The sequence below is a fragment of the Paraburkholderia sp. FT54 genome, from assembly GCF_031585635.1.
Taxonomy (GTDB): Bacteria; Pseudomonadota; Gammaproteobacteria; order Burkholderiales; family Burkholderiaceae; genus Paraburkholderia.
Genome location: NZ_CP134195.1, coordinates 1,503,814 through 1,526,626, shown reverse-complemented (window position 1 = coordinate 1,526,626; position 22,813 = coordinate 1,503,814). Strand labels below are relative to the sequence as shown.

The following is a 22,813-nucleotide window of genomic DNA, read 5'->3' as shown; positions in this document are numbered from 1 at the left end:
GTGCCTCGTTAGCGGCGCAGCATCGGCTCACGGCGTCCGGCGCCTGAGCCCACTTAAACCGGCACCGGCGGCTCTTCGTGCAGCACGCCGTCGCGCAGCCGCATGATGCGGTCGCAACGTCCCGCCAGTTCCGGATCGTGCGTGACGATCACGAAGCTCGTATCGAGCGTTTGCGACAGTTCGAGCATCAGATTGAACACGGTGTCCGCGGTGCCGCCGTCGAGGTTGCCGGTCGGTTCGTCAGCCAGCACGCAGGCGGGCTTCGTCACCAGCGCCCGCGCAATCGCCACACGCTGACGCTCGCCGCCCGACAACTCGCCTGGACGATGCTTCGCGCGATGCCCCATGCCGACGCGTTCCAGCACCGCGAGCGCTTCGCGGCGCGACGCTTCGGTGGTCATGCGGCGAATCCGCAGCGGCATCGCGACATTGTCGAGCGCGGTGAACTCCGGCAGCAGATGGTGGAACTGATAAACGAAGCCCAGCGCGCGATTGCGCAGGTCGTTGCGTTCGCGCTCGGAGAGCTGGGTGAACGGCTTACCCATCACCGAGACGTGGCCGGCGCTCGGATCGTCGAGGCCGCCGAGCACGTGCAGCAGCGTGCTCTTGCCGGAACCCGACGCGCCGACGATCGCCAGCTTCTCGCCGCGCCGCACGCTCAGTTCCGTGTTGTTAAGCACCGTCACGTTCAGACCGCCCTGCACGAACGACTTGGAAATGCCGGTCGCTTCCAGCACGTAGGGATGCGGCACGGTGCCGGAAGAAGCCATGGACAGGTTAGCTGAACGGTCATTCATAGCGCAGTGCCTCCGCGGGACGGACTTTCGCACCACGCCAGCTCGGGTACAACGTGGCCAGCGCCGACATCACGAAGGCGATGATGCCGATCCGCGCGACGTCGGCCGGAACCAGTTCGGACGGCAATTCGCTGATGAAATACACCGACGGCGGCAGGAACTGCACGCCGAGCAGATGCTCGATCATCGGCACGAGCCATGGAATGCTCCACGCGATCAGGCAGCCGAGCGCGACGCCGGTGGCCGTGCCGATAAAGCCGATCGTCACGCCCTGCACCACGAAAATCTTCATGATCGAACCAGGCTGCGCGCCGAGCGTGCGCAGAATCGCGATGTCGGCTTGCTTGTTGGTCACCGTCATGACGAGCGACGACACCAGATTGAACGCGGCCACCGCGATGATCAGCGTGAGGATGATGAACATCATGCGTTTTTCGATCTGCACCGCCGAGAACCAGGTCTTGTTCTGCTGCGTCCAGTCGCGAATGTATAAATCGCCGGAGAGTGTGCGCGCAAGCTGATGCGCGACTTCCGGCGCGCGCTGCATGTCGGTCAGGCGCAGCCGCACGCCGGTCGGCGCGGGCAGCCGGAACAGCGCCTCGGCGTCCTTGATGTTGATCAGCGCCAGCGTGCTGTCGTACTCGTAATGTCCTGACTCGAAGACGCCCACCACCGTGAACTGCTTCAGCCGCGGCAGCATGCCGGCGGGCGTGATGGTGCCTTCGGGCGCGACCAGCGTGATCTTGTCGTCGACCGTCACGCCGAGATTGGTGGCGAGGTCGGCGCCCAGCACGATGCCGAAGTCGCCCGGCTTCAGCGCATTCAGACTGCCGCCTTTCATCTCCTTACCGATATCGGACACCTCGGGCTCCAGCGACGGCTCGACGCCGCGCAGCGCCACGCCGCTCACCGCGTCCTGGCGCGTGAGCAGGGCCTGCGCTTCGACATACGGCGCCGCGCCGATCACTTCCTTGTTCTGGCGGGCTTCCTTCGCTGTCAGCTCCCAGTTGGGCATCGAGCCGGTCGGCGAAAAGATTTCGACGTGCGCGAGCACCGACAGCATGCGGTCGCGCACCTCTTTCTGAAAACCGTTCATCACGGACAACACGACGATCAGCGCCGCGACGCCGAGCGCGATGCCCGACATCGACACGAGCGCGATGAAGGAAATGAAGCCGTTACCGGTCGTGCGTTTGCCGGCGCGGGTGTAGCGCCAGCCAATCTGCCATTCGTAGGGAAATTTCAAGCGAATCCTTTTCTGCGTTCTTCGGCTTTGTGCCGCGCACGAAGGCGTGAAGCGCCTGCCGCGCGGTCCGAGCGTCGTGATCATTGGTGTCGTTGCGACGCGGATGGTTCCGGTACGGCGCACCGTGCCGTAGCAACGCGCGCGCCACGCCAGTCCCACGGCGGTCCGGACGACGGCTCTTGCCGTTGCCGCCATTGCCTGCCACCACTAATCAAGCGCGAAGTTTGCCATACAATGCCGCCCGCCCGCGCAAAGGCGGTCTGGACCGGACTTCGGACAGAAAGGCCGGCCGCGCCCCGGTCAGGCCGGCTCAGCGGCGGCGCTCCCAAAACGGCGCCGCCAAGGCGTGCCGGGTTTCAGGCGCGAGGCCGGCTTCGTCTAACGCAGGTTGTAACGCCCGCGAAGCTCGTTGATGATGCCCGCGGCGGCACTGTTGGCGGCGTCGCGCACGTCGGCGTCCTTGCGGTCGCGATGCAGATGGCTGATGTCCCAGTTGCAGCCGCTTTCATCCTCCACGGTCTCGTGGAAGCCGGTCGGAATCCAGCCGGCCGTGGCCGGGTTCGCATCGAGGGCCTTGACGACCAGTGCCAGCAATTCCTGCTCGGTTTTGAGTTCACGCGACATGCCGGTCTCCATCGTCATGTGCGCGGTGCCGCCGCGCGCGGCTGTTGCTCCCGAACGTCCGGGCGACGGGGAATCGGGCACGCCGCCGCTGCGCTACGTCGAGCGCAAGCTGATGGTCGGAATACTCGCACTCTTTGCCCTACAATGCGCAGCATCATGCTCGCCAACCGTCTCCATCTTCTCCTACCCTTCGCGCTGCCCGCCGCAGCGGACGCTGCCACCGCCCTTCACGCCATCCAGAGTCCGGCCCTCGACCGGCTGATCGCGCGCGCGACGCTGGTGGAGCGTGTGATCGGCGAGGACTTTCAGCGCACGCTGCCGCACGAGCGCTGGGTGGCGCGCCAGTTCGGCGCACTGCCGAGCGGCGCGGCGGCCGCCGACGAAGCGCCGCTCGCGCCGTACATGCTGCGCGCCGACGGCGGCGAACCGGGCAACGCCACATGGGCCTGCGTGCAGCCGGTGCACGTGCGCATCGCGCATGATCATCTGGTGCTGATCGATCCGGCCTCGCTCGACCTGTCAGACGAAGACGCCGGCGCGCTGCTCGCGGTCGCTCGACCGCTGATCGAGGAACTCGGCGTGCGCATCGAAGCGCCGCGCCCCGCGCGCTGGTATCTGTCGGGCGACGGGTTCGGCACGCTGGCCGGCGCCTCGCCATTGCGCGCGAGCGGGCGCAACATCGAAATCTGGCTGCCGCACGAGGCGCACTCCGGCGAGCGTTCGCGCGCATGGATGAAGCTGCAGAACGAAGTGCAGATGGCGTGGTTCGAGCATCCAGTCAATGAAGCGCGCGAGGCGCGCGGCCTGCCGGCCGTCAACTCGATCTGGTTTCACGCGCAAGGCGCGATCCAACCGGTGCGCAGCCCGTTCGCGCGCGTCTTCTCCGACGCAGCGGCGACGCGCGGCCTCGCCCTGAGCGCGGGCGTTGCGACCGCTGCGCCGCCGGCGTCGTTCGGTGCGCTGCGGGCGGCCGGCGCCGGGCACGGCGCTTCGGGCGATGCTTCGGCCAATGCTCCGGGTAACGCTCTGAGCGGCACGGCGGGCGGCGCGTCCGCGCTCAACGCCAACGCCAACGCCAACGCGAATGCAAACACCGGCGGCATCACGCTGGTCGAACTCGATCCGTTCTCCGCGCCCTACATCGAGCAGGACTGGGCGCGCTGGAACGACGCGTTCGCCGCGTTGCAGACAGACTGGTTCGAACCGGCGCTCGCCGCGCTGCAATCCGGCCAGCTCGCCGAACTCGGACTGACCTTGTGCGGCGACACCGGCTCGGTGACGCTCTCGGTCACGCGCGGCGATCTGCGCAAATTCTGGCGGCGGCGGGTGCTCGCCTCGCTCTTCATCGAATGATCCACGGCCCTTCCGAATGACTCGAATCGTTACGCGCGCCTCGTCTCCCGTCGACGCCGAAGTCCTCACCCGCCACGGCCTGCATCCGGTGCTCGCGCGCCTTTACGCGGCGCGCGGCGTGTGCATGCCCGACGAAATCGAAACCGGTCTCGCGCGGCTCGTGCCGCCCGTCGCGCTCAAGGGTTGTGAAGACGCCGCCGCCCTGCTCGCCGACGCGATCCAGAACCAGCGCCGCATGCTGGTGGTCGCCGACTACGATTGCGACGGCGCCACCGCCTGCGCGGTTGCCGTGCGGGGCCTGCGCATGTTCGGTGGCCGGATCGAATATCTGGTGCCGAACCGTTTCGAATACGGCTACGGTCTGACGCCGGAGATCGTCGCGCTGGCCGCGCGCAGCGCGTCGGGCCAACCGGAGTTGCTGATCACGGTGGACAACGGCATTGCCAGCGTCGACGGCGTGGAAGCGGCCAACGCGCTCGGCATCGACGTGCTGGTGACCGACCACCACCTGCCCGGCGACGAACTGCCGGCCGCCCGCGCCATCGTCAATCCGAACCAGCCGGGCTGCTCGTTCCCGAGCAAGTGCATCGCGGGCGTCGGCGTGATGTTTTATGTGCTGCTCGCGTTGCGCGCGGAATTGCGCCGCCGCGGCGCCTTCAACGACGCGTTTCCCGAACCGCGCCTGGACGGCCTGCTCGATCTGGTCGCGCTCGGCACGGTCGCGGACGTGGTCAAACTCGACGGCAACAACCGCGTGCTGGTCGCGCAAGGTTTGCAGCGCATCCGTAAAGGCAAGATGCAGCCGGGTATCGCGGCCCTGTTTCGCGCCGCCGCGCGCGACGCCCGCAGCGCGTCGGGCTTCGACCTCGGCTTCGCGCTCGGGCCGCGCCTGAACGCGGCGGGACGGCTGTCGGACATGTCGCTCGGGATCGAATGCCTCACCACCGACGACATCGGCCGCGCCTGGGATCTCGCGCAGCAACTCGACACGATGAACCGCGAGCGGCGCGAGATCGAAGCCGGCATGCAGCAACAGGCGCTCGACGACCTCTCGGCGATCAATCCCGATGGCGCGACCACCATCACGCTGTTCAATCCGGGCTGGCACCAGGGCGTGATCGGCATCGTCGCGGGCCGGTTGAAGGAGAAGTTCCACCGGCCCTCGTTCACCTTCGCGCTCGCCGACGACAGCGGCCAGACCGTCAAGGGCTCGGGCCGCTCGATCGCGGGCTTCCATTTGCGCGACGCGCTCGATCTGATCTCGAAGCGCGAGCCGGGCCTGATCGTCAAATTCGGCGGCCACGCCATGGCCGCGGGCCTCACGCTCGCCGCCGCCGACGTGCCGCGCTTCACCGCCGCGTTCGAAGCGGTCGGCCGCGAATGGCTCTCCGAAGACGCGCTCTCGCGCACAGTCGAAACCGACGGCGAGCTGGAAGACGCGTACTTCACGCCGCAATTCGTCGAAATGCTCGACGCCGCCGTGTGGGGCCAGGGCTTTCCGGCGCCGGTGTTTTCCGGCGAATTCGACATCGCCTCGCAGGCACTCGTGAAGGACAAGCACCTGAAGCTGCAACTCGTGCGCGGACGCCAGCGCTTCAATGCGATCTGGTTCAATCACACGGACACGCTGCCCGCTCGCACCACGGTGGCCTATCGCCTCGCGAGCGATACGTGGAACGGCGTGTCGCGCGTGCAGCTGATCGTCGAGCACGCGGCGAGCTAAGGCGGTCAACTGAAAAGCCCAGCTGATCCGGGCGAGTTGCAATCGCAAGCTGAAGCGCAGACCTGACGCGACGAATGCGGGCGATGATTCGACGCCGGCGCGTCAAGCACCCTGCCAACCGTACCGGCGTCGCCGCACCGAAAACCTCGAAAATCTCCGCAAAATCAACCGCCAACACGCGCCGGATCGCTCAACAGCCTCCGGCGCGGCGTGCCGATCGGCTATAATTTCCCCTTTTTACGAAGCTATAAAAGATCGACATGGAAGCGGAACGTCTCAACGCGATCGAAGCCTCACTGGCGGACCTGCGCACTCGCGCGGACTCGCTACGGGGGTATCTTTGACTACGACGACAAAGCACTGCGTCTAATCGAAGTCAACCGGGAACTCGAAGATCCGGACGTCTGGAACGACTCGAAGCACGCCCAGGCCCTCGGCCGGGAAAAAAAGCTGCTCGACGACACCGTCGGCAAACTTACCTCGCTCGATAACGACCTGCGCGACGCGCAGGACCTGTTCGACATGGCCCGCGAAGAAGACGACGAGGAAACCCTCCTCGCCTGCGAATCCGACGCGCAAGGCATCGAACAGCGAGTCGCGGACATGGAGTTCCGCCGCATGTTCGCGAACCCGGCCGATCCGAACAATGCGTTCCTCGACATTCAGGCCGGCGCCGGCGGCACCGAGGCGTGCGACTGGGCGTCCATGCTGCTGCGCCAGTATCTGCGGTACTGCGAGCGCAAGGGCTTCAAGACCGAGGTTCTGGAACAGACCGACGGCGACGTGGCGGGCATCAAGAACGCCACGATCAAGATCGAAGGCGAATACGCATACGGCTTTCTGCGCACCGAAACCGGCGTGCACCGCCTCGTGCGCAAGTCGCCGTTCGATTCGTCGGGCGGCCGTCATACGTCGTTCTCGTCGGTGTTCGTGTACCCGGAAATCGACGACTCGATCGAAGTCGACATCAACCCGGCCGATCTGCGTATCGACACCTACCGCGCGTCCGGCGCGGGCGGTCAGCACATCAACAAGACCGATTCGGCCGTGCGTATCACGCACATGCCGTCGGGCATCGTCGTGCAGTGCCAGAACGACCGTTCGCAGCACCGCAACCGCGCCGAAGCCATGGCCATGCTGAAATCGCGCCTGTACGAAGCGGAAATCCGCAAGCGTCAGGAAGAGCAGGACAAGCTCGAAGCCGGCAAGACCGATGTGGGCTGGGGTCATCAGATCCGCTCGTACGTGCTGGACAACAGCCGTATCAAGGATCTGCGCACTAACGTCGAAATCAGCAATACCAAGAGCGTGCTCGACGGCGACCTCGATCCGTTCATCAGCGCCAGCCTGAAACAGGGCGTCTAAGCGCAACCGGCGCGGCCTGCCCTTGCAATGCCGCGCCGCATCTTTTTACCGCCTGAGGTTTTTACTGACTGGCCACCCGCATGCAAGCCACTTTCGTGCGGGCTACCGAATACCAAATCATCATGACCGAACCGACCCAGCCTAGTGCGGCCCAGCCTGACGCGGCCCGACCGAATGTCGTGCCCGAGGTGGACGACAACAAGATCATGACCGAGCGCCGCGAAAAGCTGCGCGAGTTGCGTGAGCAAGGCGTCGCCTATCCGAACGATTTCCGTCCCTCGCATCACGCCGAAGATCTGCAGTCGCAGTACGAGCACGCCGACAAGGAAGCGCTCGAAGCGAATCCGCTCGAAGTCGCGATCGCCGGCCGCATGATGCTCAAGCGCGTGATGGGCAAGGCGAGCTTCGCGACCGTGCGCGACGGTTCGGGTCAGATCCAGTTCTTCATCACGCCAGCCGACGTCGGCCAGGAAACGTACGACGCCTTCAAGAAGTGGGACATGGGCGACATCGTCGCGGCGCGCGGCGTGCTGTTCCGCACCAACAAGGGCGAGCTCTCGGTGCGTTGCACCGAATTGCGCCTGCTGTCGAAGTCGCTGCGCCCGCTGCCGGACAAGTTCCACGGTCTGTCGGATCAGGAAATGAAGTATCGCCAGCGCTATGTCGATCTGATCGTCACGCCGGAAACGCGCAAGACTTTCGTCGCGCGCACCAGGGCGATTTCGTCGGTTCGCAAGTTCATGGCCGAGGCCGACTTCATGGAAGTCGAAACGCCGATGCTGCATCCGATTCCGGGCGGCGCGGCGGCCAAGCCGTTCACCACGCACCACAATGCGCTCGACATGCAGATGTTCCTGCGTATCGCGCCGGAACTGTATCTGAAGCGTCTGGTGGTCGGCGGCTTCGAGCGTGTGTTCGAGATCAACCGTAACTTCCGCAATGAGGGCGTGTCCGTGCGCCACAATCCGGAATTCACGATGATCGAGTTCTACGCCGCGTACACCGATTACAAGTGGGTGATGGACTTCACCGAGCAACTGATCCGCCAGGCCGCGATCGACGCTCTCGGCACGGCCACGATCACCTATCAGGGCCGCGAACTCGATCTGGCGAAGCCGTTCCATCGCCTCACGATCACCCAGGCTATCCAGAAGTACGCGCCGCAATACACGAACGAGCAACTCGCCGACAGCGCGTTCCTGCGCACGGAACTGAAGAAGTTCGGCGTGGATGCGTCGCAGCCGCAGTTTTTGAACGCGGGCGTCGGTTCGCTGCAACTGGCGTTGTTCGAAGAGACCGCCGAGTCGCAACTGTGGGAACCGACTTACATCATCGACTACCCGATCGAGGTGTCGCCGCTGGCGCGCGCGTCGGACAAGGTCGACGGCATCACCGAGCGTTTCGAGTTGTTCATCACGGGCCGTGAGATCGCCAACGGCTTCTCGGAACTGAACGATCCGGAAGACCAGGCTGCCCGCTTCAAGAAGCAGGTCGACCAGAAAGACGCCGGCGACGAGGAAGCGATGTTCTACGACGCGGACTATATCCGCGCGCTCGAATACGGCATGCCGCCGGCCGGCGGTTGCGGCATCGGCATCGACCGCCTGGTCATGATGCTGACCGACAGCCCGAGCATCCGCGACGTGATTCTGTTCCCGCATCTGCGCCGCGAAGACTGAGCGTCGCGCAGTTCACGGTGAAGAAACGCCCGGCTCGATGCCGGGCGTTTTTCTTGCTGCGCTAAGCGTGTGGCGCCCGCCTAGGCGGTTTGTAACCATCGGTAAAAGCTGCATGTGATGCGAGGATTCGGCCTTCTGTGTTCATCGCGCGAGCGCTTGCCGGAAGCGGCGTGCCGCCACGCTGCGCGAGGCTTCGACGCGACGCCGTCGAGATGTCTGCCCGGAAATCGTTACAAATTGAAACCTTCGCGGAATCGATTTACCAGACACTTGGTCTTACCAAAAGTCGACTCCTGTGGAAGACGGAGGCCAGAATGGACAATCCCAACACGCAACCCACCACGCAATCCGCACAGCCCGCGCCCCAACGCCGGCTTCACCCGCTTGTCGCGACCGCTGCCGGCGCGGTGATCATCGCAAGCCTCGTCGCCACGGCGGCAGTCACGGGCCTTTTCCCGAAGGCGTCCAGCGACGGCGCGCAAAACGATCAGACGCAAGCGGCGCAGGTCACCACGCAAGCGAACCAGCAGGGAGTGGTCGATTCGGCGGCGCCGGCCAACCCGACGGCACAACAGGCGGCGCAGCAACAGACCGCGCAACAACAGGCGGCGCAGCAACAGGCCGCGCAGCAACAAGCCGCCCAGCAGCAGGCCGCGCAACAGCCGCAACCCGCTCCCGCGCCTGCACCCGCACAGCAGCAGCAATACGCCCAGCAGCAACAGGCACAGCCGGCGCCTAACTACGCCCAGCAGCAGCCGCCGGCACAACCGGCCTACTGCTCGACATGCGGCGTAGTCGAGGCCATTTCGGCGGTCCGTCAGGAAGGTCATGGCACCGGTATCGGCGCGGTCGGCGGCGCGGTGGCCGGCGGCGTGGTCGGCAACCAGTTCGGTAGCGGAGGCGGACGTACCGCGATGACGCTTCTTGGCGCGCTCGGCGGCGGCCTTGCCGGCAATTCGGTCGAGAAACATATTCGCAGCACCACGTCGTACTCGGTGCGCGTGCGGATGGAAAGCGGCAAGACGCGTTACTTCACCTACCATGAAGCGCCGCCGTTCCAGCAAGGTCAGCGCGTGCGGGTTCAGAACGGCACGCTCGTAGCAAGCTAGAGCACACGCTGGCGGAGTTTGCGCCAGACGCGAAAAAGGCGATTCCATTGGAATCGCCTTTTTTCCTTGCCGAGGCCGGAGCGCGAGCGGATCGCTGACCGGCGTGGGAAAACTCACTGACGCTCAATAATCCGCGTCTTCAATCCATGCAGCCTGAATCGCCTCGAGGATCTTTTCGTTCGACCGGTTAGGATCGTCGTCGAATCCTTCCAGCTCGGTGACCCAACGGTGCAAGTCGGTGAAGCGCACCTGTTGCGGATCGATGTCCTGGTGCTTGTCAGTCAGGGCCATCGCGATGTCTTGCGTATCGGTCCACTTCATGGCTGCATCCTCCTGTTAGTGATTTTCCTTCGCGTGATTGATCGAGTAGCGAGGGATTTCGACAACCAGATCCTGCTCAGCCGGCACCATGGCCTGGCATGACAGACGCGAGGCCGGCTCCAGCCCCCACGCCTTGTCCAACAGATCGTCCTCGTCTTCCTCCGACGGAGTCAAGGCGGCGAAACCCTCACGCACGATCACGTGACAGGTCGTGCATGCGCAGGACTTCTCGCACGCGTGCTCGATTTCAATACCATGTTCGAGCAGGCTGTCGCAGATGCTCTTGCCGGGCACGGCATCGATCACCGCGCCTTCCGGGCACAGTTCGACGTGAGGCAGCACAACGATTTGAGGCATACATTTTCCGTTTCGGTCTGAGGCACGGCAGCCGCAAACAGGCTCCATACCATTTTACTGGCGCCGCGCGGACTTTTTAAGTCCGCGCGGCGCGCTTCGATTTCTTGCGGCGGCCTCCCGCAAGTCGAGGCCGCCTGCCGTTAGCGCAAGGCTCAGATCTCGTCGAGCCTGCGGCCGGCGAGCGCGCGGCGAATGCCCTTGTTCATGCGGCGGGCGGCGAATTCGTCGGTGCCTTCGGCGAGGGTTTTGGTGACGGCTTCGATCGCGTCGACGTCCTCGCTTTGCGCGAGGTTGCGCAGAGCCTCGAGCAGCGTGTCGAGCTCGGCGCGCTCGCTGTCGTCGAGCAGTTCGGCGTCGGCGGCGAGCGCGGCGTCGGTGGCTTCGACGAGACGCCGTGCTTCGACTTGCGCTTCGCGCAGCGCGCGAGCCCGCATATCGACTTCAGCGGTCGAGAAGCTGTCTTCGAGCATTCGCGCGATGTCGTCGTCGGCGAGACCGTAGGACGGCTTGACCACCACCGACGCTTCCACGCCCGAGCCCTGCTCGCGTGCGAACACGGACAGCAGGCCGTCCGCATCCACCTGGTAGGTCACGCGAATGCGCGCCGCGCCGGCGGCCATCGGCGGAATGCCGCGCAGCTCGAAACGCGCGAGCGAGCGGCAGTCGCTGACGAGCTCGCGCTCGCCTTGCACGACGTGAATCGCCATGGCCGTCTGGCCGTCCTTGAAGGTCGTGAAATCCTGCGCGCGCGCGACCGGAATCGTCGAATTGCGCGGGATGATTTTCTCGGTCAGGCCGCCCATCGTCTCGACGCCGAGCGACAGCGGAATCACGTCGAGCAGCAGCCACTCGTCGCCGTCCGCGCCGCGATTGCCCGCGAGCAGGTCGGCCTGGATCGCCGCGCCGAGCGCGACCACCTGATCCGGGTCGAGGTTGATCAGCGGCGGCTGGCCGAAGAACGACTCGACCGCGCGGCGGATCACCGGCATGCGCGTCGCGCCACCGACCAGCACCACGCCCTTGATTTCCTTCGTCGTGACTTTGGCGTCGCGCAGCGCCTTTCTTGTCGGGCCGAGCGTACGTTGCACCAGCGCCTGTGTGATGGCTTCGAAAGTGGCTTCGCCGATCGTCAGATCGATCTGAGCGCCGTTCGAGAGCGTCGCCTGTAGCTTTGCACTCGGCGCATCGGACAAGGCCTCCTTGGCCACGCGCACGCTGTCCAGCAGCAAACGCACGTCTTCCGCTGCGAGCGTGTGAGGCGCGATGCCGGCCTGTTCCAGCACGTGGCGATACAGCGCGTGGTCGAAATCGTCGCCGCCGAGCGCGGAGTCGCCGCCAGCCGCGAGCACCTCGAATACGCCCTTGGTGAGCTTGAGAATCGACAAATCGAAGGTGCCGCCACCGAGGTCGTACACGGCGTACAGACCCTCGGAACCGTTATCGAGGCCGTAGGCGATCGCCGCCGCGGTCGGTTCGTTCAGGAGGCGCAGCACGTTCAGGCCGGCCAGACGCGCGGCGTCCTTGGTCGCCTGACGCTGCGCTTCGTCGAAATAAGCGGGCACCGTGATCACGGCGCCGACCAACTCGTCGCCGAGTGTGTCTTCGGCGCGCTGGCGCAGCGTCGCGAGAATTTCGGCCGATACTTCGACCGGGCTCTTCACGCCGTCGATGGTGCGGATCTGCACCATGCCGGGCGCATCGATGAAATCGTACGGCGCGTTTTCGGCGCCCTCCACTTCCGCCTTGCCGCGCCCCATGAAGCGCTTGACCGAGACGATCGTGTTGCGCGGATCGCTCGCGGCCTCAGCCTTGGCCGTGCGGCCGATACGGCGGCCGCCCTTTTCCAGGTAACGCACCACCGACGGCAGCAGCACATGGCCGTCTTCGTCGGGCAGCACGTCGGGCACGCCGCTGCGCACGGCCGCGACGAGGGAATTGGTGGTGCCGAGATCGATGCCGACCGCCAGACGCCGCTGGTGGGGCGCCGGCGCCATGCCGGGTTCGGAGATTTGCAGTAGGGCCATCTGGATCTTCTCGGGGCCGCTTCGCCCCGTCCTGAATTTTCGCGTTGCTGGATGTAATGCTACGGCTTCTTCTGGCGACTGTCGCTGTGCTCGCGCGCGGCGCAGGACGCACGGTGCGCTCGAGCTAACTAGTTCTCGAGCCGCTCGATCTGCGTGTCGATTTCCGACGCCACCCGCTCGATGAACATCAACTGCCGCACCGCCTCGCCCGCGGCCTGATTCGCGCCGCTGTCGAGCAACGCGCCGAGCTTGTCGAAGCGCATGCGCTCTTCGTCGCGCAGTTCGGTGAGCAAGGCGTCGAGCGCGTCCACGTTCTTCGCCGCGGCCGCATCCTCGATGCCTTCGCGCCATTCCATCTGCTGCATCAGGAAGGCCGGCTCCATCGCCGTATTGTCATGCGCGCCGACGTCGATGCCGCGCAGATGCAGCAGATAGGTGGCACGCTTCAACGGATCGCGCAGCGTCTGATACGCCTCGTTGGTGCGCGTCGCCCATTGCATCGCAATGCGCTTTTGCGCGTCGCCGGCCGCCGCGAAGCGGTCCGGGTGCACTTGCGCCTGGACCGCGCGGTAGGCGTGATCGAGCGCTGATGCGTCGAGCGCGAATCGCGCCGGCAGATCGAACAGGTCGAAGTGGCTGTCGTTCAGCGAGGCCATCGGATGGAAGGTGTCCGTTCAGGAAAGCGCACCGGAGTGCAGTCAAAAAACGCGGCTCGGGCGGAGCGTGGCGGCACAGTCGAATTCGCGGATGAAACTAAAAAGGCGGCCCGCGCCGCCTTTGATCCGCTGCACGCGGAAATGTCCGATCTACACGCGGAACGATTCGCCGCAACCGCATTCGTCCTTCACGTTCGGGTTGTTGAACTTGAAGCCTTCGTTCAGCCCTTCACGTGCGAAGTCGAGTTCGGTGCCGTCGATATAGGCGAGGCTCTTCGGGTCGACAATGATCTTCACGCCGTTGCATTCGAACACTTCGTCTTCGGGCGCGAGTTCGTCCACGTACTCGAGCTTGTAGGCCAAGCCGGAGCAACCCGTGGTGCGCACGCCGACGCGCAGGCCGACGCCTTTACCGCGCCGGTTCAGATACTTCTGGACGTGCTGTGCTGCCTTTTCGGTCAACGTAATTGCCATAGCGTTTCTCATTGCGCAGTGCGTGCTGGCCGTTCGTCTGCCTGCTCACGCGCCGCTACCCTGCCTGCATCAAATATCGCTCGTACCGGACGGCTTCCCCCAAGGGGACGCCCTTCGGGGCGCTTGAATTCGCGCCGTCCGTTTCGATTCGCCTGAAACCGCGCTGCAACCGCCGCTCGATCAAGCGTGCTGCTTTTCGTCTGCGACGACTGCTTCACCGTGGCGTTGCTTGTAGTCGGCGACCGCTGCCTTGATCGCGTCTTCCGCGAGGATCGAGCAGTGGATCTTCACCGGCGGCAGCGCCAGTTCTTCGGCGATCTGCGTGTTCTTGATCGACATGGCTTGATCGAGCGTCTTGCCCTTCACCCATTCGGTGACGAGCGAACTCGACGCAATCGCCGATCCGCAGCCATACGTCTTGAACTTCGCGTCTTCGATGATGCCGTCCGCACCCACGCGGATCTGCAGCTTCATCACGTCGCCGCATGCGGGCGCGCCGACCATGCCGGTGCCGACCGCATCGTCGTCCTTCGCGAAGGAACCGACGTTGCGCGGGTTTTCGTAGTGGTCCAGAACCTTGTCGCTATAAGCCATGATGACACTCCTTGATTCGTTTCAACCTGCAATTCGCAATTCGATGAATTCGACGTCGTCCAAACGGCGCGTCAGTGCGCTGCCCACTGGATGGTCGAAATATCGATCCCGTCCTTGTGCATTTCCCACAGCGGCGACAAATCGCGCAGCTTCGAAATCTTGGTCTTCAGCAGGTTGATCACGTAATCGACATCCTGCTCGGTCGTAAAGCGGCCCACCGTGAAGCGGATCGAGCTATGCGCCAGTTCGTCGTTACGGCCCAACGCGCGCAACACATACGATGGTTCCAGCGAAGCGGATGTACAGGCCGAGCCCGACGACACCGCCACATCTTTCACCGCCATGATCAGCGACTCGCCTTCGACGAAATTGAAGCTGATGTTCAGGTTGTGCGGCACACGCTGTTCCATGTCGCCGTTCACATACGTTTCTTCCATTTCCGACAGCCCGCGCAGCAGCCGGTCGCGCAGCATGCGGATGCGTTCGTTTTCCGTCGCCATTTCTTCACGCGCGAGACGGAACGCTTCGCCCATGCCGACGATCTGGTGCGTGGCCAACGTGCCCGAACGCATGCCGCGCTCGTGACCGCCGCCGTGCATCTGCGCTTCTATACGGATACGCGGCTTGCGGCGCACGTACAGCGCGCCGATGCCCTTCGGGCCATACGTCTTGTGCGCCGAGAACGACATCAGGTCGACCTTCAGCTTTTGCAGATCGATCGCAATCTTGCCGGTGGCTTGCGCCGCGTCGACGTGGAAAATGATGCCTTTTTCACGGGTGATCTCCCCGATCGCCTCGATGTCCTGAATCACGCCGATCTCGTTGTTGACCGACATGACCGACACCAGAATCGTGTCCGGACGCAGCGCGGCCTTGAACTTCTCGAGGTCGATCAGGCCGTCGTCCTTGACGTCCAGATACGTGACTTCGAAGCCTTCGCGCTCGAGTTCGCGGCAGGTGTCGAGCACGGCCTTGTGCTCGGTCTTCACCGTGATAATGTGCTTGCCCTTGCTCTTGTAGAAGTGCGCGGCACCTTTGATGGCGAGGTTGTCCGACTCCGTTGCACCCGAGGTCCAGATGATTTCGCGCGGGTCGGCGTTCACCAGCGCGGCGACATTCTCACGCGCTTCTTCGACCGCGCGCTCCGCTGCCCAGCCATACGAGTGGCTGCGCGATGCGGGGTTGCCGAACTGCTCGCGCAGATACGGAATCATCTTGTCCACCACGCGCGGATCGATCGGCGTCGTCGCGCTGTAGTCCATGTAGATGGGCAGATGGAGAGTGTCGTTGTTCATCAATTGCTCCGGGGACGTCATGTGCTCTGGCTTCTGGGTTTCCTATCAGGCTGCGGTCACTGCCCGCTACCTAGGAACCGGCCATGTTGAAAACGGAATTCGGCCCTTTGGGCGCCACGCGGACGGGTTCGACCGCCGGCGCCTCATTGCGCCTGTCGCGCAGCACGGCCGGCGCGCCTTCGCGCGAGCGCTGCTGATCGACCAGATCCTTCAGGGACACCGAATCGAGGTACTCGACCATTTTCTGGTTCAGCGTGGACCACAGTTCATGCGTCATGCAGTGGCCATCGTGCTGTTTGGTGCCCTCGCACGAGCCCTTGCCGCCGCACTGGGTGGCGTCGAGCGGCTCGTCGACCGCGATGATGATGTCGGCCACGGTCACGTCTTCGGCGCGGCGGGCCAGATTGTAGCCGCCGCCCGGTCCGCGCACGGACTCGACGATTTCATGACGACGCAGCTTGCCAAACAGCTGCTCGAGGTACGACAGGGAGATGTGTTGGCGCTGGCTGATACCCGCAAGCGTCACCGGGCCCTGCTCCTGGCGCAGTGCCAGGTCAATCATCGCCGTGACGGCGAAACGGCCTTTCGTGGTGAGTCTCATATGGTGTGGGAACCGCAATTCTCGACAAGTTTTGTCAAGTATAAATACATGAGCGATTTAGTCAAGTATCCCTATTGCGATTTGGGTCATTTGCTTAATTACCGGATAAGCCCGGCGCGCTCTCTCGCCAAACCTACCCGAGCAACTGGGGACGCAACGCCGCGATCAGGCCACGGCAGGCCGCTTCACACTGATCCAGCACCTGCTCGAAACCTTCCGCGCCGCCGAAATACGGATCGACGACTTCGCGGACGCCGCTCCAGCGCGCGTCCGCTTCGGGGACAAATTCCATCAGCAGACGGATCTTGTCGCGTTGTTGCGGCGGGCAAACCTGGCGCAGCGCGGCAACGTTTTTGTCATCCATCGCGATCAGCAGGTCGAAGCGCTCAAAATCCGCCGCGGCGACCTGGCGGCCCCGCAAGGCGGAGAGTTCATATCCGCGCCGGCCGGCCGCCTGCTGCGCGCGCTCGTCTGGCGGCTCGCCGATGTGCCAGTCGCCCGTCCCGGCGGAGTCGATCAGGATGCGCTCCACGAGCTTCGCCTCGCCGACCAGATGGCGCATCACACCTTCCGCGGTCGGGGAGCGGCAAATGTTCCCGAGGCAGACAAAGCAGATGGACACGGTTTTCATCAGGGGCTTTTTCAAGCGCGCGAGGCGCGTCGGCCGACGGTTAACAAACGGTGCCGCGATTATACAAAGCTGGCTAAAATCGCGCCGGACGCAGGCGCGCGGTGCCGACAGGCATAGCCCCGCGTGCAGCGGATCGATCCGGCCACGCTCAACCCTGTGCTTACGACGCGTCCGCGAGCGGCATCGCCGTGGCGGCACGCATCGGTTTGGCAGGCAGCGTCGAGGCGTCGTCGATCATGCCGTACGAGACGGCGCGCGCGAGTTCAGCCGCGAACTGGCCAGCCGCAAGCGGAGCCTGCGACGCGCGCGAGGCGGCGTTGCCGCAAATATGCAGATAAGCAGCCGCAGCGAGTGGCACAACGATGGCGAGGGGCCAGTACCCCGATATTGTCTTTTTCATGATGTCGTTTCTTCCGATAAGGGGCAGATGAGTTTGCAAGTCACTATGCCCAGTCGAAATCCTATAGGAATAGACAATCGGGAAAAACACCTTATAGCGAGATAGAGCGTTGCTCTGAACGGAACAGTCAATTGATGGTTATGTGACACGCGACTAGCGCCCGGCGTGGCACAGAAAATAAATCCTTACAAACACATACAAAGCTCTTGCGACGGATGGCGATAATAACGGTCTTACAGAAACAGAAACGAAATCTCGCATTGGTCGATCACATGAAACGCTTTGCACCACTCGTCTGCGTGGCCGTCGCCGCCTTGCTCGGCGGCTGCGCGGTCTATCCGGACGGCACGCCGATGTACAGCAATGGCTACGGCGGCGATTACAGCGGCTACGACGGATACGATGGCTACGCCCCGGGTGTCCCGGTCGTGCCGCAGACCAACGTCTACATGGGCTATAGCAACTACTCCGGCCCTGGCTACTACAACGGGCCGGGCCGCTATTACGGACCGGGACCCGGCTACGGCGGCTATCCTGACCGGGGCCGGCCTAACAACGGCAACCACGGCGATAACGGCGGCTGGCATGGTCAGCCGAACGGCGGCTCGCACGGCGGCCCGCCGCCTCAAGGCGCCGCGGGCGGTCCCCGTGGGCCGAGTGGATCGAATGCGCCTCGGCCTGGGGCTGGCAGCAGCCCACCGCCGCCCCCGCCCCCGCAGCAGCAGGCAGGCGGCGGAGGAGGTCGTGGCAATGGCAATAATGGCGCGCCTGTGCGTGGGGCGCCGGGCCGACAGCCCGGCCAGATGACGGACCACTGAGCGGGGGCGCGCCGCAGAGTTGCGCGGTATGCATGGATAGACAGTGCATGCCTACCGCGCTCCGATTTCCTCGACCACCGTCTGATAGTCGCTAGAGAAGCACTCGCTAACGGCGCGTGCTGATTAAACGGCGCGGCACTGGAGTTACCGACTCGCGCCCGCACGCCGTCAAACTTTAAGAACGACCAGCTTCGCCCAACAACGCCCACTCAGCCAATATGGCTGCGCTGCGCCGCGTACAACTCCCTGAACGTCCGACCGACCGGAGCGGGCATATCCCGCGTATTGGTCCAGCCCGCGCCGCCCAGCGGCAGCTTGGCGATCGACCGGTTCCTTCCGCCCATGCGTTCCAGCACGCGCACGGCCAGCTTGGTGAAGAGCGCGTAAGCATCCGGATGCAGTGCCAGGAATCCCCAGACGGCGAGTCCGGCGCGCTCTTTCCACGGCCGTAGATGCCGCTCGACCTGCTTCTCGCGCAGCTTGCGCAACAGATCGGATAACGGAATGCCCACCGGACACACGCTATTGCACTCGCCGCACAAGGTCGCGGCCTGCGGCAAGTCCAGTGCCTTGTCGATGCCGACATAACTCGGCGTCAATACCGACCCCATCGGGCCCGGATAGACCCAGCCGTACGCGTGGCCGCCTACCTTCTGATACACCGGGCAATGGTTCATGCACGCGCCGCAGCGGATACACCTCAGCATTTCCTGGAAGTCGCCGCCGATCAGCCCCGTGCGTCCGCCGTCGACGAGCACCACATACATATGCTCAGGACCGTCCTGGTCGCCTTCGCCGCGCGGTCCGGTCAACACGGAAAAGTAGTTCGAAGTGGTCTGCCCGGTCGCCGAGCGCGGCAGGAGACGCATCGCCGTGGCCAGATCCTCGAGCGTGGGCAACACTTTCTCGATACCCGTCACGGCCACATGCACGCGCGGCATCACTGTGCACATGCCTTCATTGCCCTCGTTCGTGACCAGCACCACCGAGCCGGTTTCCGCCACCACGAAATTGCCGCCCGTCACGCCCATGTCCGCGGTCATGAAATGCGGACGCAGCATCTCGCGCGCTTCGCGCGTCATGTCGGTGATTTCGGTCAGGCGCGGCCGGTTGTGCGTCTTTGCGAACAGGTCCGCGATCTCGTCCTTATCTTTATGGACGACCGGCGCGATGATGTGGCTCGGCGGCTCGTTGTCGTTGATCTGCAGGATGTACTCGCCCAGATCGGTTTCGATGGATTGCACGCCCATCTGCCCGAGCACTTCATTCAGGCGCATTTCTTCGGTGACCATCGATTTGGTCTTGATCACCTTCTTCACCTCGTGGCGGCGCGCAATGTCGCCGACGAGCCGCGCCGCCTCCTGGGTCGTCTCGGCGAACAGCACCGTCACGCCGCGCCGGGCCGCCTCGCGCTCGAAGGTTTCCAGCCACACGTCGAGATTTTCCAGCGCGCGATTGCGGCGCTCCTTCAGCGCGGCGCGCGTGGCGGGAAAATCGATCGCGGTCATGGCCGTGGCGCGGGCCGACACGAACTTGGTCGACAGCTTGGTGAGGTTCTGCTGCAGACGCTGGTCGGCGAGTTTCTGACCGGCGCGTGCCTTGAATTGCATCGATTGAACTTGCATGGCGGCCTTCTGCTTATTCGGGCGTATTCGGGCGTATTCGAACGAAACGGGCGAAGCGCGGATGAAAACACGCGTATCTAAAAACGGCGGGGTGCAGCCAGCAGCGTTACACGTCGCCGGCCAGCACCTGAGCGATGTGCAGCACGCGCGTGGTGACGTCGCCGGTACGCCGCAAGCGGCCCTCGATATTGAGCATGCAACCGAGGTCGCCGAGCACCACCGCACCGGTGCCGCTCGCATGGATATTCGCGCATTTTTCGTCGACGATCGCCGTGGAGATGTCGCCGTACTTGAGCGCGAAGGTGCCGCCGAAGCCGCAGCAGTGCTCGCAATCCTTCATCTCGCTCACCGTCACGCCGACTTGCGCCAGCAAGGCCCGCGGCTGCGCCTTCACGCCGAGCTCACGCAGCCCGGAGCAGGAATCGTGGTAGGTGACCTGACCCGTGAACTCGCCCGGCTGCAACTGCACCTTGGCCACGTTCACGAGGAAGTCGGTCAGTTCGAATACCTTGGCACGCAGCCGGCCGAAGCGGTTCATCAGTTCGGGATCGTCGGCGAAGAGATCGCCGTAGTGCGCGCGGATCATGCCGCCGCACGAACCGGACGGCACCACGACGTAATCGAACTGTTCGAACTCGCGCAGCGTCTTCTCCGCCAGATCGCGCGCGATGCGCCGTTCGCCCGAGTTATACGCGGGCTGACCGCAACAGGTTTGAGCAGGCGGCACCACCACTTCGAATCCGGCGCCCTCGATCAGTTTGATGACCGAAAAACCGATCTCGGGACGCATCAGGTCGATCAGGCAGGTAACGAACAATCCGACTCGCATGAGCCCTCCTTCGGGAAAACGTCCCTGATTATCCGCTGTTTGCCGCACAATACCAACGGCCAGAAGGCGTAGGACGAAAGCCGCTTAAATTGGAAATGGCGTTCCAACCGCTTTCCTTCTTTTCACAATACGGGATACAATCAATTTCCGCTGTTTGACGCATCAACCGATTCCTCCCCATGAGCGATACGAACCCGGATCCCAAAACTTCGATCCAGGTGATCGAACGCATGATGCGCTTGCTCGACGCACTCGCTGCGCATAGCGACCCGGTCAGCCTGAAAGAACTCGCCATCCGCACGGAGCTGCATCCGTCCACCGCGCACCGCATCCTGAACGACATGGTGATGTGCCGGCTGGTCGACCGGTCGGATCCCGGCACTTACCGTCTCGGCATGCGCCTGCTCGAACTGGGCAATCTGGTGAAGGCGCGCCTGTCGGTGCGCGACGCGGCGCTCACGCCGATGCGCGAACTGCATCGCCAGACGGGCCAGACGGTGAATCTGTCAGTGCGCCAGGGCGATGAAATCGTCTATATCGAGCGCGCTTATTCCGAGCGGTCCGGCATGCAGGTGGTGCGGGCCATCGGCGGGCGGGCGCCGCTGCATCTGACCTCGGTGGGCAAGCTGTTCCTCGCCGCCGACGAATCCACTCGCGTGCGGGCTTACGCCACGCGCACCGGTTTGTCGGGCCACACGCAGAACAGCATCACCGACCTGACCAAACTGGAGCGTGAGTTGTCGCACGTGCGCCAACAGGCCTGCGCGCGCGACAACGAAGAGCTGGAACTCGGCGTGCGCTGCATCGCCGCCGGCATTTACGACGACACCGGCAAGCTGGTCGCCGGTCTGTCGCTGTCGGCACCGGCGGACCGCCTTCAGGACTCCTGGCTCGGCCAGCTCAGTCAGACGGCGCTGATGATCTCCGAGTCGCTCGGGTATCGGCCGCAACCCGCTCAAGACCATTCGCATAGCCATCACGCTTAATCCTGCGCCTCGCTTCCGTCCAAAAAAAAAGCCTCGCAAACGCGAGGCTTTTTGTTTTCATGCAGCCGGTCCGAAACCGGCCACCGACTTAACGCTTCAGGTACCCGGGCCGCTGGCATCCGCGCTGGTAATGCGCGCCTCGCCGCCGCCGTTATCCAGCCACGTGCGCAGTCGCGTGGCGTCCGCGAATCGCGAGTACTTACCCGACGAGTCGAGTAGCACCATGATCATCGGACGGCCGTGAATGGTCGCCTGCATCACGAGGCACTCACCCGCTTCGTTGATGAAGCCGGTCTTTTGCAGACCGATGTCCCATGTCGGGTTACGCACCAGCGCATTCGTGCTGTTGTACGCCAGCGAACGCTTGCCGGTGTACACCTCGTAGCTGTGATCGGTCGAGAATTTGCGGATCAGCGGATACTGATACGCCGCGTTCACCATTTTCACGAGGTCACGCGCGCTCGACACGTTCTGGCTCGTCAAACCCGTGGGGTTTTCAAAGTGCGTGTCGGTCATGCCGAGTTGCTTGGCCTTCGCGTTCATCGCTGCCAGGAACGCCGGACGGCCGCCCGGGAAATAACGCGACAGCGCCGCGGCCGCGCGATTTTCCGATGCCATCAGCGCGATATGCAGCATGTCTTCACGCGAGAGCACCGAGCCCACCGACAGACGCGAACCGGTGTTCTTTTCGTAATCGCGGTCTTCGTCCGTGACTTCGATCTGGTCGGTCATCGGCTCTTTCGAATCGAGCACCACCATTGAGGTCATCAGCTTCGTGATCGACGCGATCGGCACCACGGCGCGCGAATTCTTGTCGAACAGCGCTTCGCCGGAGTTCTGGTCGATCACGTAAGCGACGCTCGATCGCAGCATGAGCGCGTCCGGCGTTTCGTGCAGGCCGAAAGCCTGACCGACGCTCGGCTGACGCGGTTCGTACGCGACGCGACGCACTACCGAGTGGTGGCGGCCGTTCGACGTATACGTCACACGCTTGCGCTTGACGCCCGCGCGCGGCGCGTCTTCGTCAGCGGCAACGGTCTTTGCAGCCGCGCCTTTGGTCGCTTTCGATGCCTTGCTGGACGCCTTGGCAGGCTCGGCAGCCGGCTTTCTGGCCGCTTTGGCGTGTTTGGAGGTTTGTGCAGTTGCAGCAGGCGTGGCGGCAAAAGCGCTCACGGGCGTGGCGAACGCCGCTGCGATGACCATGGAGGCGGCCACCGACAGAGCGGTGCTGCGGGCCGCGCCGTGGATCACTTTTAGCGACGAAAGCATGTCGGTTTTCATGGGTGTTCGGTAGGGAGCGGCGAGA

At 64.0% G+C, this 22,813-nt stretch carries 23 protein-coding genes; 7 read left to right on the top strand and 16 right to left on the bottom strand.

Annotated elements, in window-relative coordinates; all coding sequences use genetic code 11:
* Nucleotides 1-53 precede the first annotated feature (53 nt).
* The 3 genes from lolD to RI103_RS07215 all read right to left on the bottom strand — a co-directional run bounded on the left by lolD (nt 54) and on the right by RI103_RS07215 (nt 2,748).
* Nucleotides 54-797, bottom strand: coding sequence for a lipoprotein-releasing ABC transporter ATP-binding protein LolD (gene lolD, locus RI103_RS07225; protein ID WP_310814674.1), 744 nt, complete (start codon nt 795-797; stop codon nt 54-56).
* The gene (locus RI103_RS07220; protein WP_310814673.1) at nt 790-2,043 is read right to left on the bottom strand and encodes a lipoprotein-releasing ABC transporter permease subunit; all 1,254 of its coding nucleotides are present in this window, start codon (nt 2,041-2,043) and stop codon (nt 790-792) included. The genes lolD and RI103_RS07220 overlap by 8 nt, the downstream gene beginning before the upstream one ends.
* 378 nt (nt 2,044-2,421) lie before the next feature.
* Nucleotides 2,422-2,748 (bottom strand): hypothetical protein, encoded by a 327-nt coding sequence (locus RI103_RS07215; RefSeq protein WP_310814672.1) that lies wholly within the window; start codon nt 2,746-2,748, stop codon nt 2,422-2,424.
* 63 nt (nt 2,749-2,811) lie between these two features.
* Here RI103_RS07215 and RI103_RS07210 point away from each other — a divergent pair, with 63 nt between their 5' ends.
* From RI103_RS07210 to RI103_RS07190, 5 genes are all read left to right on the top strand, one after another.
* A complete protein-coding gene (locus RI103_RS07210; protein WP_310814671.1) occupies nt 2,812-4,020 on the top strand; it encodes a regulator in 1,209 nt (402 codons plus the stop codon).
* Between the two features lie 16 nt (nt 4,021-4,036).
* Nucleotides 4,037-5,743, top strand: a complete 1,707-nt coding sequence (recJ, locus tag RI103_RS07205) for a single-stranded-DNA-specific exonuclease RecJ (RefSeq protein WP_310814670.1) — start codon at nt 4,037-4,039, stop codon at nt 5,741-5,743.
* A 260-nt stretch (nt 5,744-6,003) separates the two neighbouring features.
* Nucleotides 6,004-7,108, top strand: a protein-coding gene (gene prfB / locus RI103_RS07200; RefSeq protein WP_106313460.1) for a peptide chain release factor 2 whose coding sequence is annotated in 2 segments (ribosomal slippage) — nt 6,004-6,084 and nt 6,086-7,108 — 1,104 coding nt in all. Because the reading frame shifts where the segments join, the coding sequence is not laid out codon by codon here.
* Between the two features lie 122 nt (nt 7,109-7,230).
* Nucleotides 7,231-8,787, top strand: coding sequence for a lysine--tRNA ligase (gene lysS, locus RI103_RS07195; RefSeq protein ID WP_409076978.1), 1,557 nt, complete (start codon nt 7,231-7,233; stop codon nt 8,785-8,787).
* A 314-nt stretch (nt 8,788-9,101) separates the two neighbouring features.
* Nucleotides 9,102-9,896 (top strand): glycine zipper 2TM domain-containing protein, encoded by a 795-nt coding sequence (locus tag RI103_RS07190; protein WP_310814669.1) that lies wholly within the window; start codon nt 9,102-9,104, stop codon nt 9,894-9,896.
* Between the two features lie 123 nt (nt 9,897-10,019).
* On the opposite strand, the gene iscX is transcribed toward RI103_RS07190, so the two are convergent.
* The 10 genes from iscX to RI103_RS07140 all read right to left on the bottom strand — a co-directional run bounded on the left by iscX (nt 10,020) and on the right by RI103_RS07140 (nt 17,249).
* The gene (gene iscX, locus RI103_RS07185) at nt 10,020-10,217 is read right to left on the bottom strand and encodes a Fe-S cluster assembly protein IscX (RefSeq protein ID WP_007181290.1); all 198 of its coding nucleotides are present in this window, start codon (nt 10,215-10,217) and stop codon (nt 10,020-10,022) included.
* A gap of 15 nt (nt 10,218-10,232) precedes the next feature.
* Entirely contained in the window at nt 10,233-10,574 is a 342-nt protein-coding gene (gene fdx, locus RI103_RS07180) for an ISC system 2Fe-2S type ferredoxin (RefSeq protein ID WP_097389705.1), read from the bottom strand.
* A 152-nt stretch (nt 10,575-10,726) separates the two neighbouring features.
* On the bottom strand, nt 10,727-12,598 hold the full coding sequence (gene hscA, locus RI103_RS07175) for a Fe-S protein assembly chaperone HscA (RefSeq protein ID WP_310814668.1): 1,872 nt from the start codon (nt 12,596-12,598) through the stop codon (nt 10,727-10,729).
* Between the two features lie 128 nt (nt 12,599-12,726).
* On the bottom strand, nt 12,727-13,254 hold the full coding sequence (gene hscB, locus RI103_RS07170; RefSeq protein ID WP_310814667.1) for a Fe-S protein assembly co-chaperone HscB: 528 nt from the start codon (nt 13,252-13,254) through the stop codon (nt 12,727-12,729).
* A 150-nt stretch (nt 13,255-13,404) separates the two neighbouring features.
* Nucleotides 13,405-13,728, bottom strand: a complete 324-nt coding sequence (iscA, locus tag RI103_RS07165) for an iron-sulfur cluster assembly protein IscA (RefSeq protein ID WP_007181286.1) — start codon at nt 13,726-13,728, stop codon at nt 13,405-13,407.
* A gap of 180 nt (nt 13,729-13,908) precedes the next feature.
* The gene (gene iscU, locus RI103_RS07160) at nt 13,909-14,322 is read right to left on the bottom strand and encodes a Fe-S cluster assembly scaffold IscU (RefSeq protein WP_007181285.1); all 414 of its coding nucleotides are present in this window, start codon (nt 14,320-14,322) and stop codon (nt 13,909-13,911) included.
* A gap of 71 nt (nt 14,323-14,393) precedes the next feature.
* Nucleotides 14,394-15,617: an IscS subfamily cysteine desulfurase gene (locus tag RI103_RS07155; protein WP_310814666.1), complete on the bottom strand. Its 1,224-nt coding sequence runs from the start codon at nt 15,615-15,617 to the stop codon at nt 14,394-14,396.
* A gap of 70 nt (nt 15,618-15,687) precedes the next feature.
* Nucleotides 15,688-16,218 carry a Fe-S cluster assembly transcriptional regulator IscR gene (gene iscR, locus RI103_RS07150; protein ID WP_094783140.1) on the bottom strand — a complete coding sequence of 177 codons (531 nt, stop codon included), beginning with the start codon at nt 16,216-16,218 and terminating at the stop codon, nt 15,688-15,690.
* Nucleotides 16,219-16,351: 133 nt separating this feature from the next.
* Nucleotides 16,352-16,849 (bottom strand): low molecular weight protein-tyrosine-phosphatase, encoded by a 498-nt coding sequence (locus RI103_RS07145; RefSeq protein ID WP_310815189.1) that lies wholly within the window; start codon nt 16,847-16,849, stop codon nt 16,352-16,354.
* Between the two features lie 160 nt (nt 16,850-17,009).
* On the bottom strand, nt 17,010-17,249 hold the full coding sequence (locus RI103_RS07140; protein WP_310814665.1) for a hypothetical protein: 240 nt from the start codon (nt 17,247-17,249) through the stop codon (nt 17,010-17,012).
* Nucleotides 17,250-17,521: 272 nt separating this feature from the next.
* On the opposite strand from RI103_RS07140, the gene RI103_RS07135 reads away from it, so the two are divergent.
* Nucleotides 17,522-18,067, top strand: a complete 546-nt coding sequence (locus RI103_RS07135; RefSeq protein WP_310814664.1) for a hypothetical protein — start codon at nt 17,522-17,524, stop codon at nt 18,065-18,067.
* Nucleotides 18,068-18,276: 209 nt separating this feature from the next.
* Here RI103_RS07135 and RI103_RS07130 read toward each other — a convergent pair whose 3' ends face one another.
* A complete protein-coding gene (locus tag RI103_RS07130; protein ID WP_132373824.1) occupies nt 18,277-19,692 on the bottom strand; it encodes a lactate utilization protein B in 1,416 nt (471 codons plus the stop codon).
* A gap of 106 nt (nt 19,693-19,798) precedes the next feature.
* A complete protein-coding gene (locus RI103_RS07125) occupies nt 19,799-20,521 on the bottom strand; it encodes a (Fe-S)-binding protein (RefSeq protein ID WP_310814663.1) in 723 nt (240 codons plus the stop codon).
* A gap of 179 nt (nt 20,522-20,700) precedes the next feature.
* Here RI103_RS07125 and RI103_RS07120 point away from each other — a divergent pair, with 179 nt between their 5' ends.
* Nucleotides 20,701-21,507 carry an IclR family transcriptional regulator gene (locus RI103_RS07120; protein ID WP_091792884.1) on the top strand — a complete coding sequence of 269 codons (807 nt, stop codon included), beginning with the start codon at nt 20,701-20,703 and terminating at the stop codon, nt 21,505-21,507.
* Between the two features lie 96 nt (nt 21,508-21,603).
* Here the strand turns inward: RI103_RS07120 and pbpG are convergent, their stop codons facing one another.
* Nucleotides 21,604-22,788, bottom strand: a complete 1,185-nt coding sequence (pbpG, locus tag RI103_RS07115; RefSeq protein WP_310814662.1) for a D-alanyl-D-alanine endopeptidase — start codon at nt 22,786-22,788, stop codon at nt 21,604-21,606.
* Between the last annotated feature and the right edge of the window lie 25 nt (nt 22,789-22,813).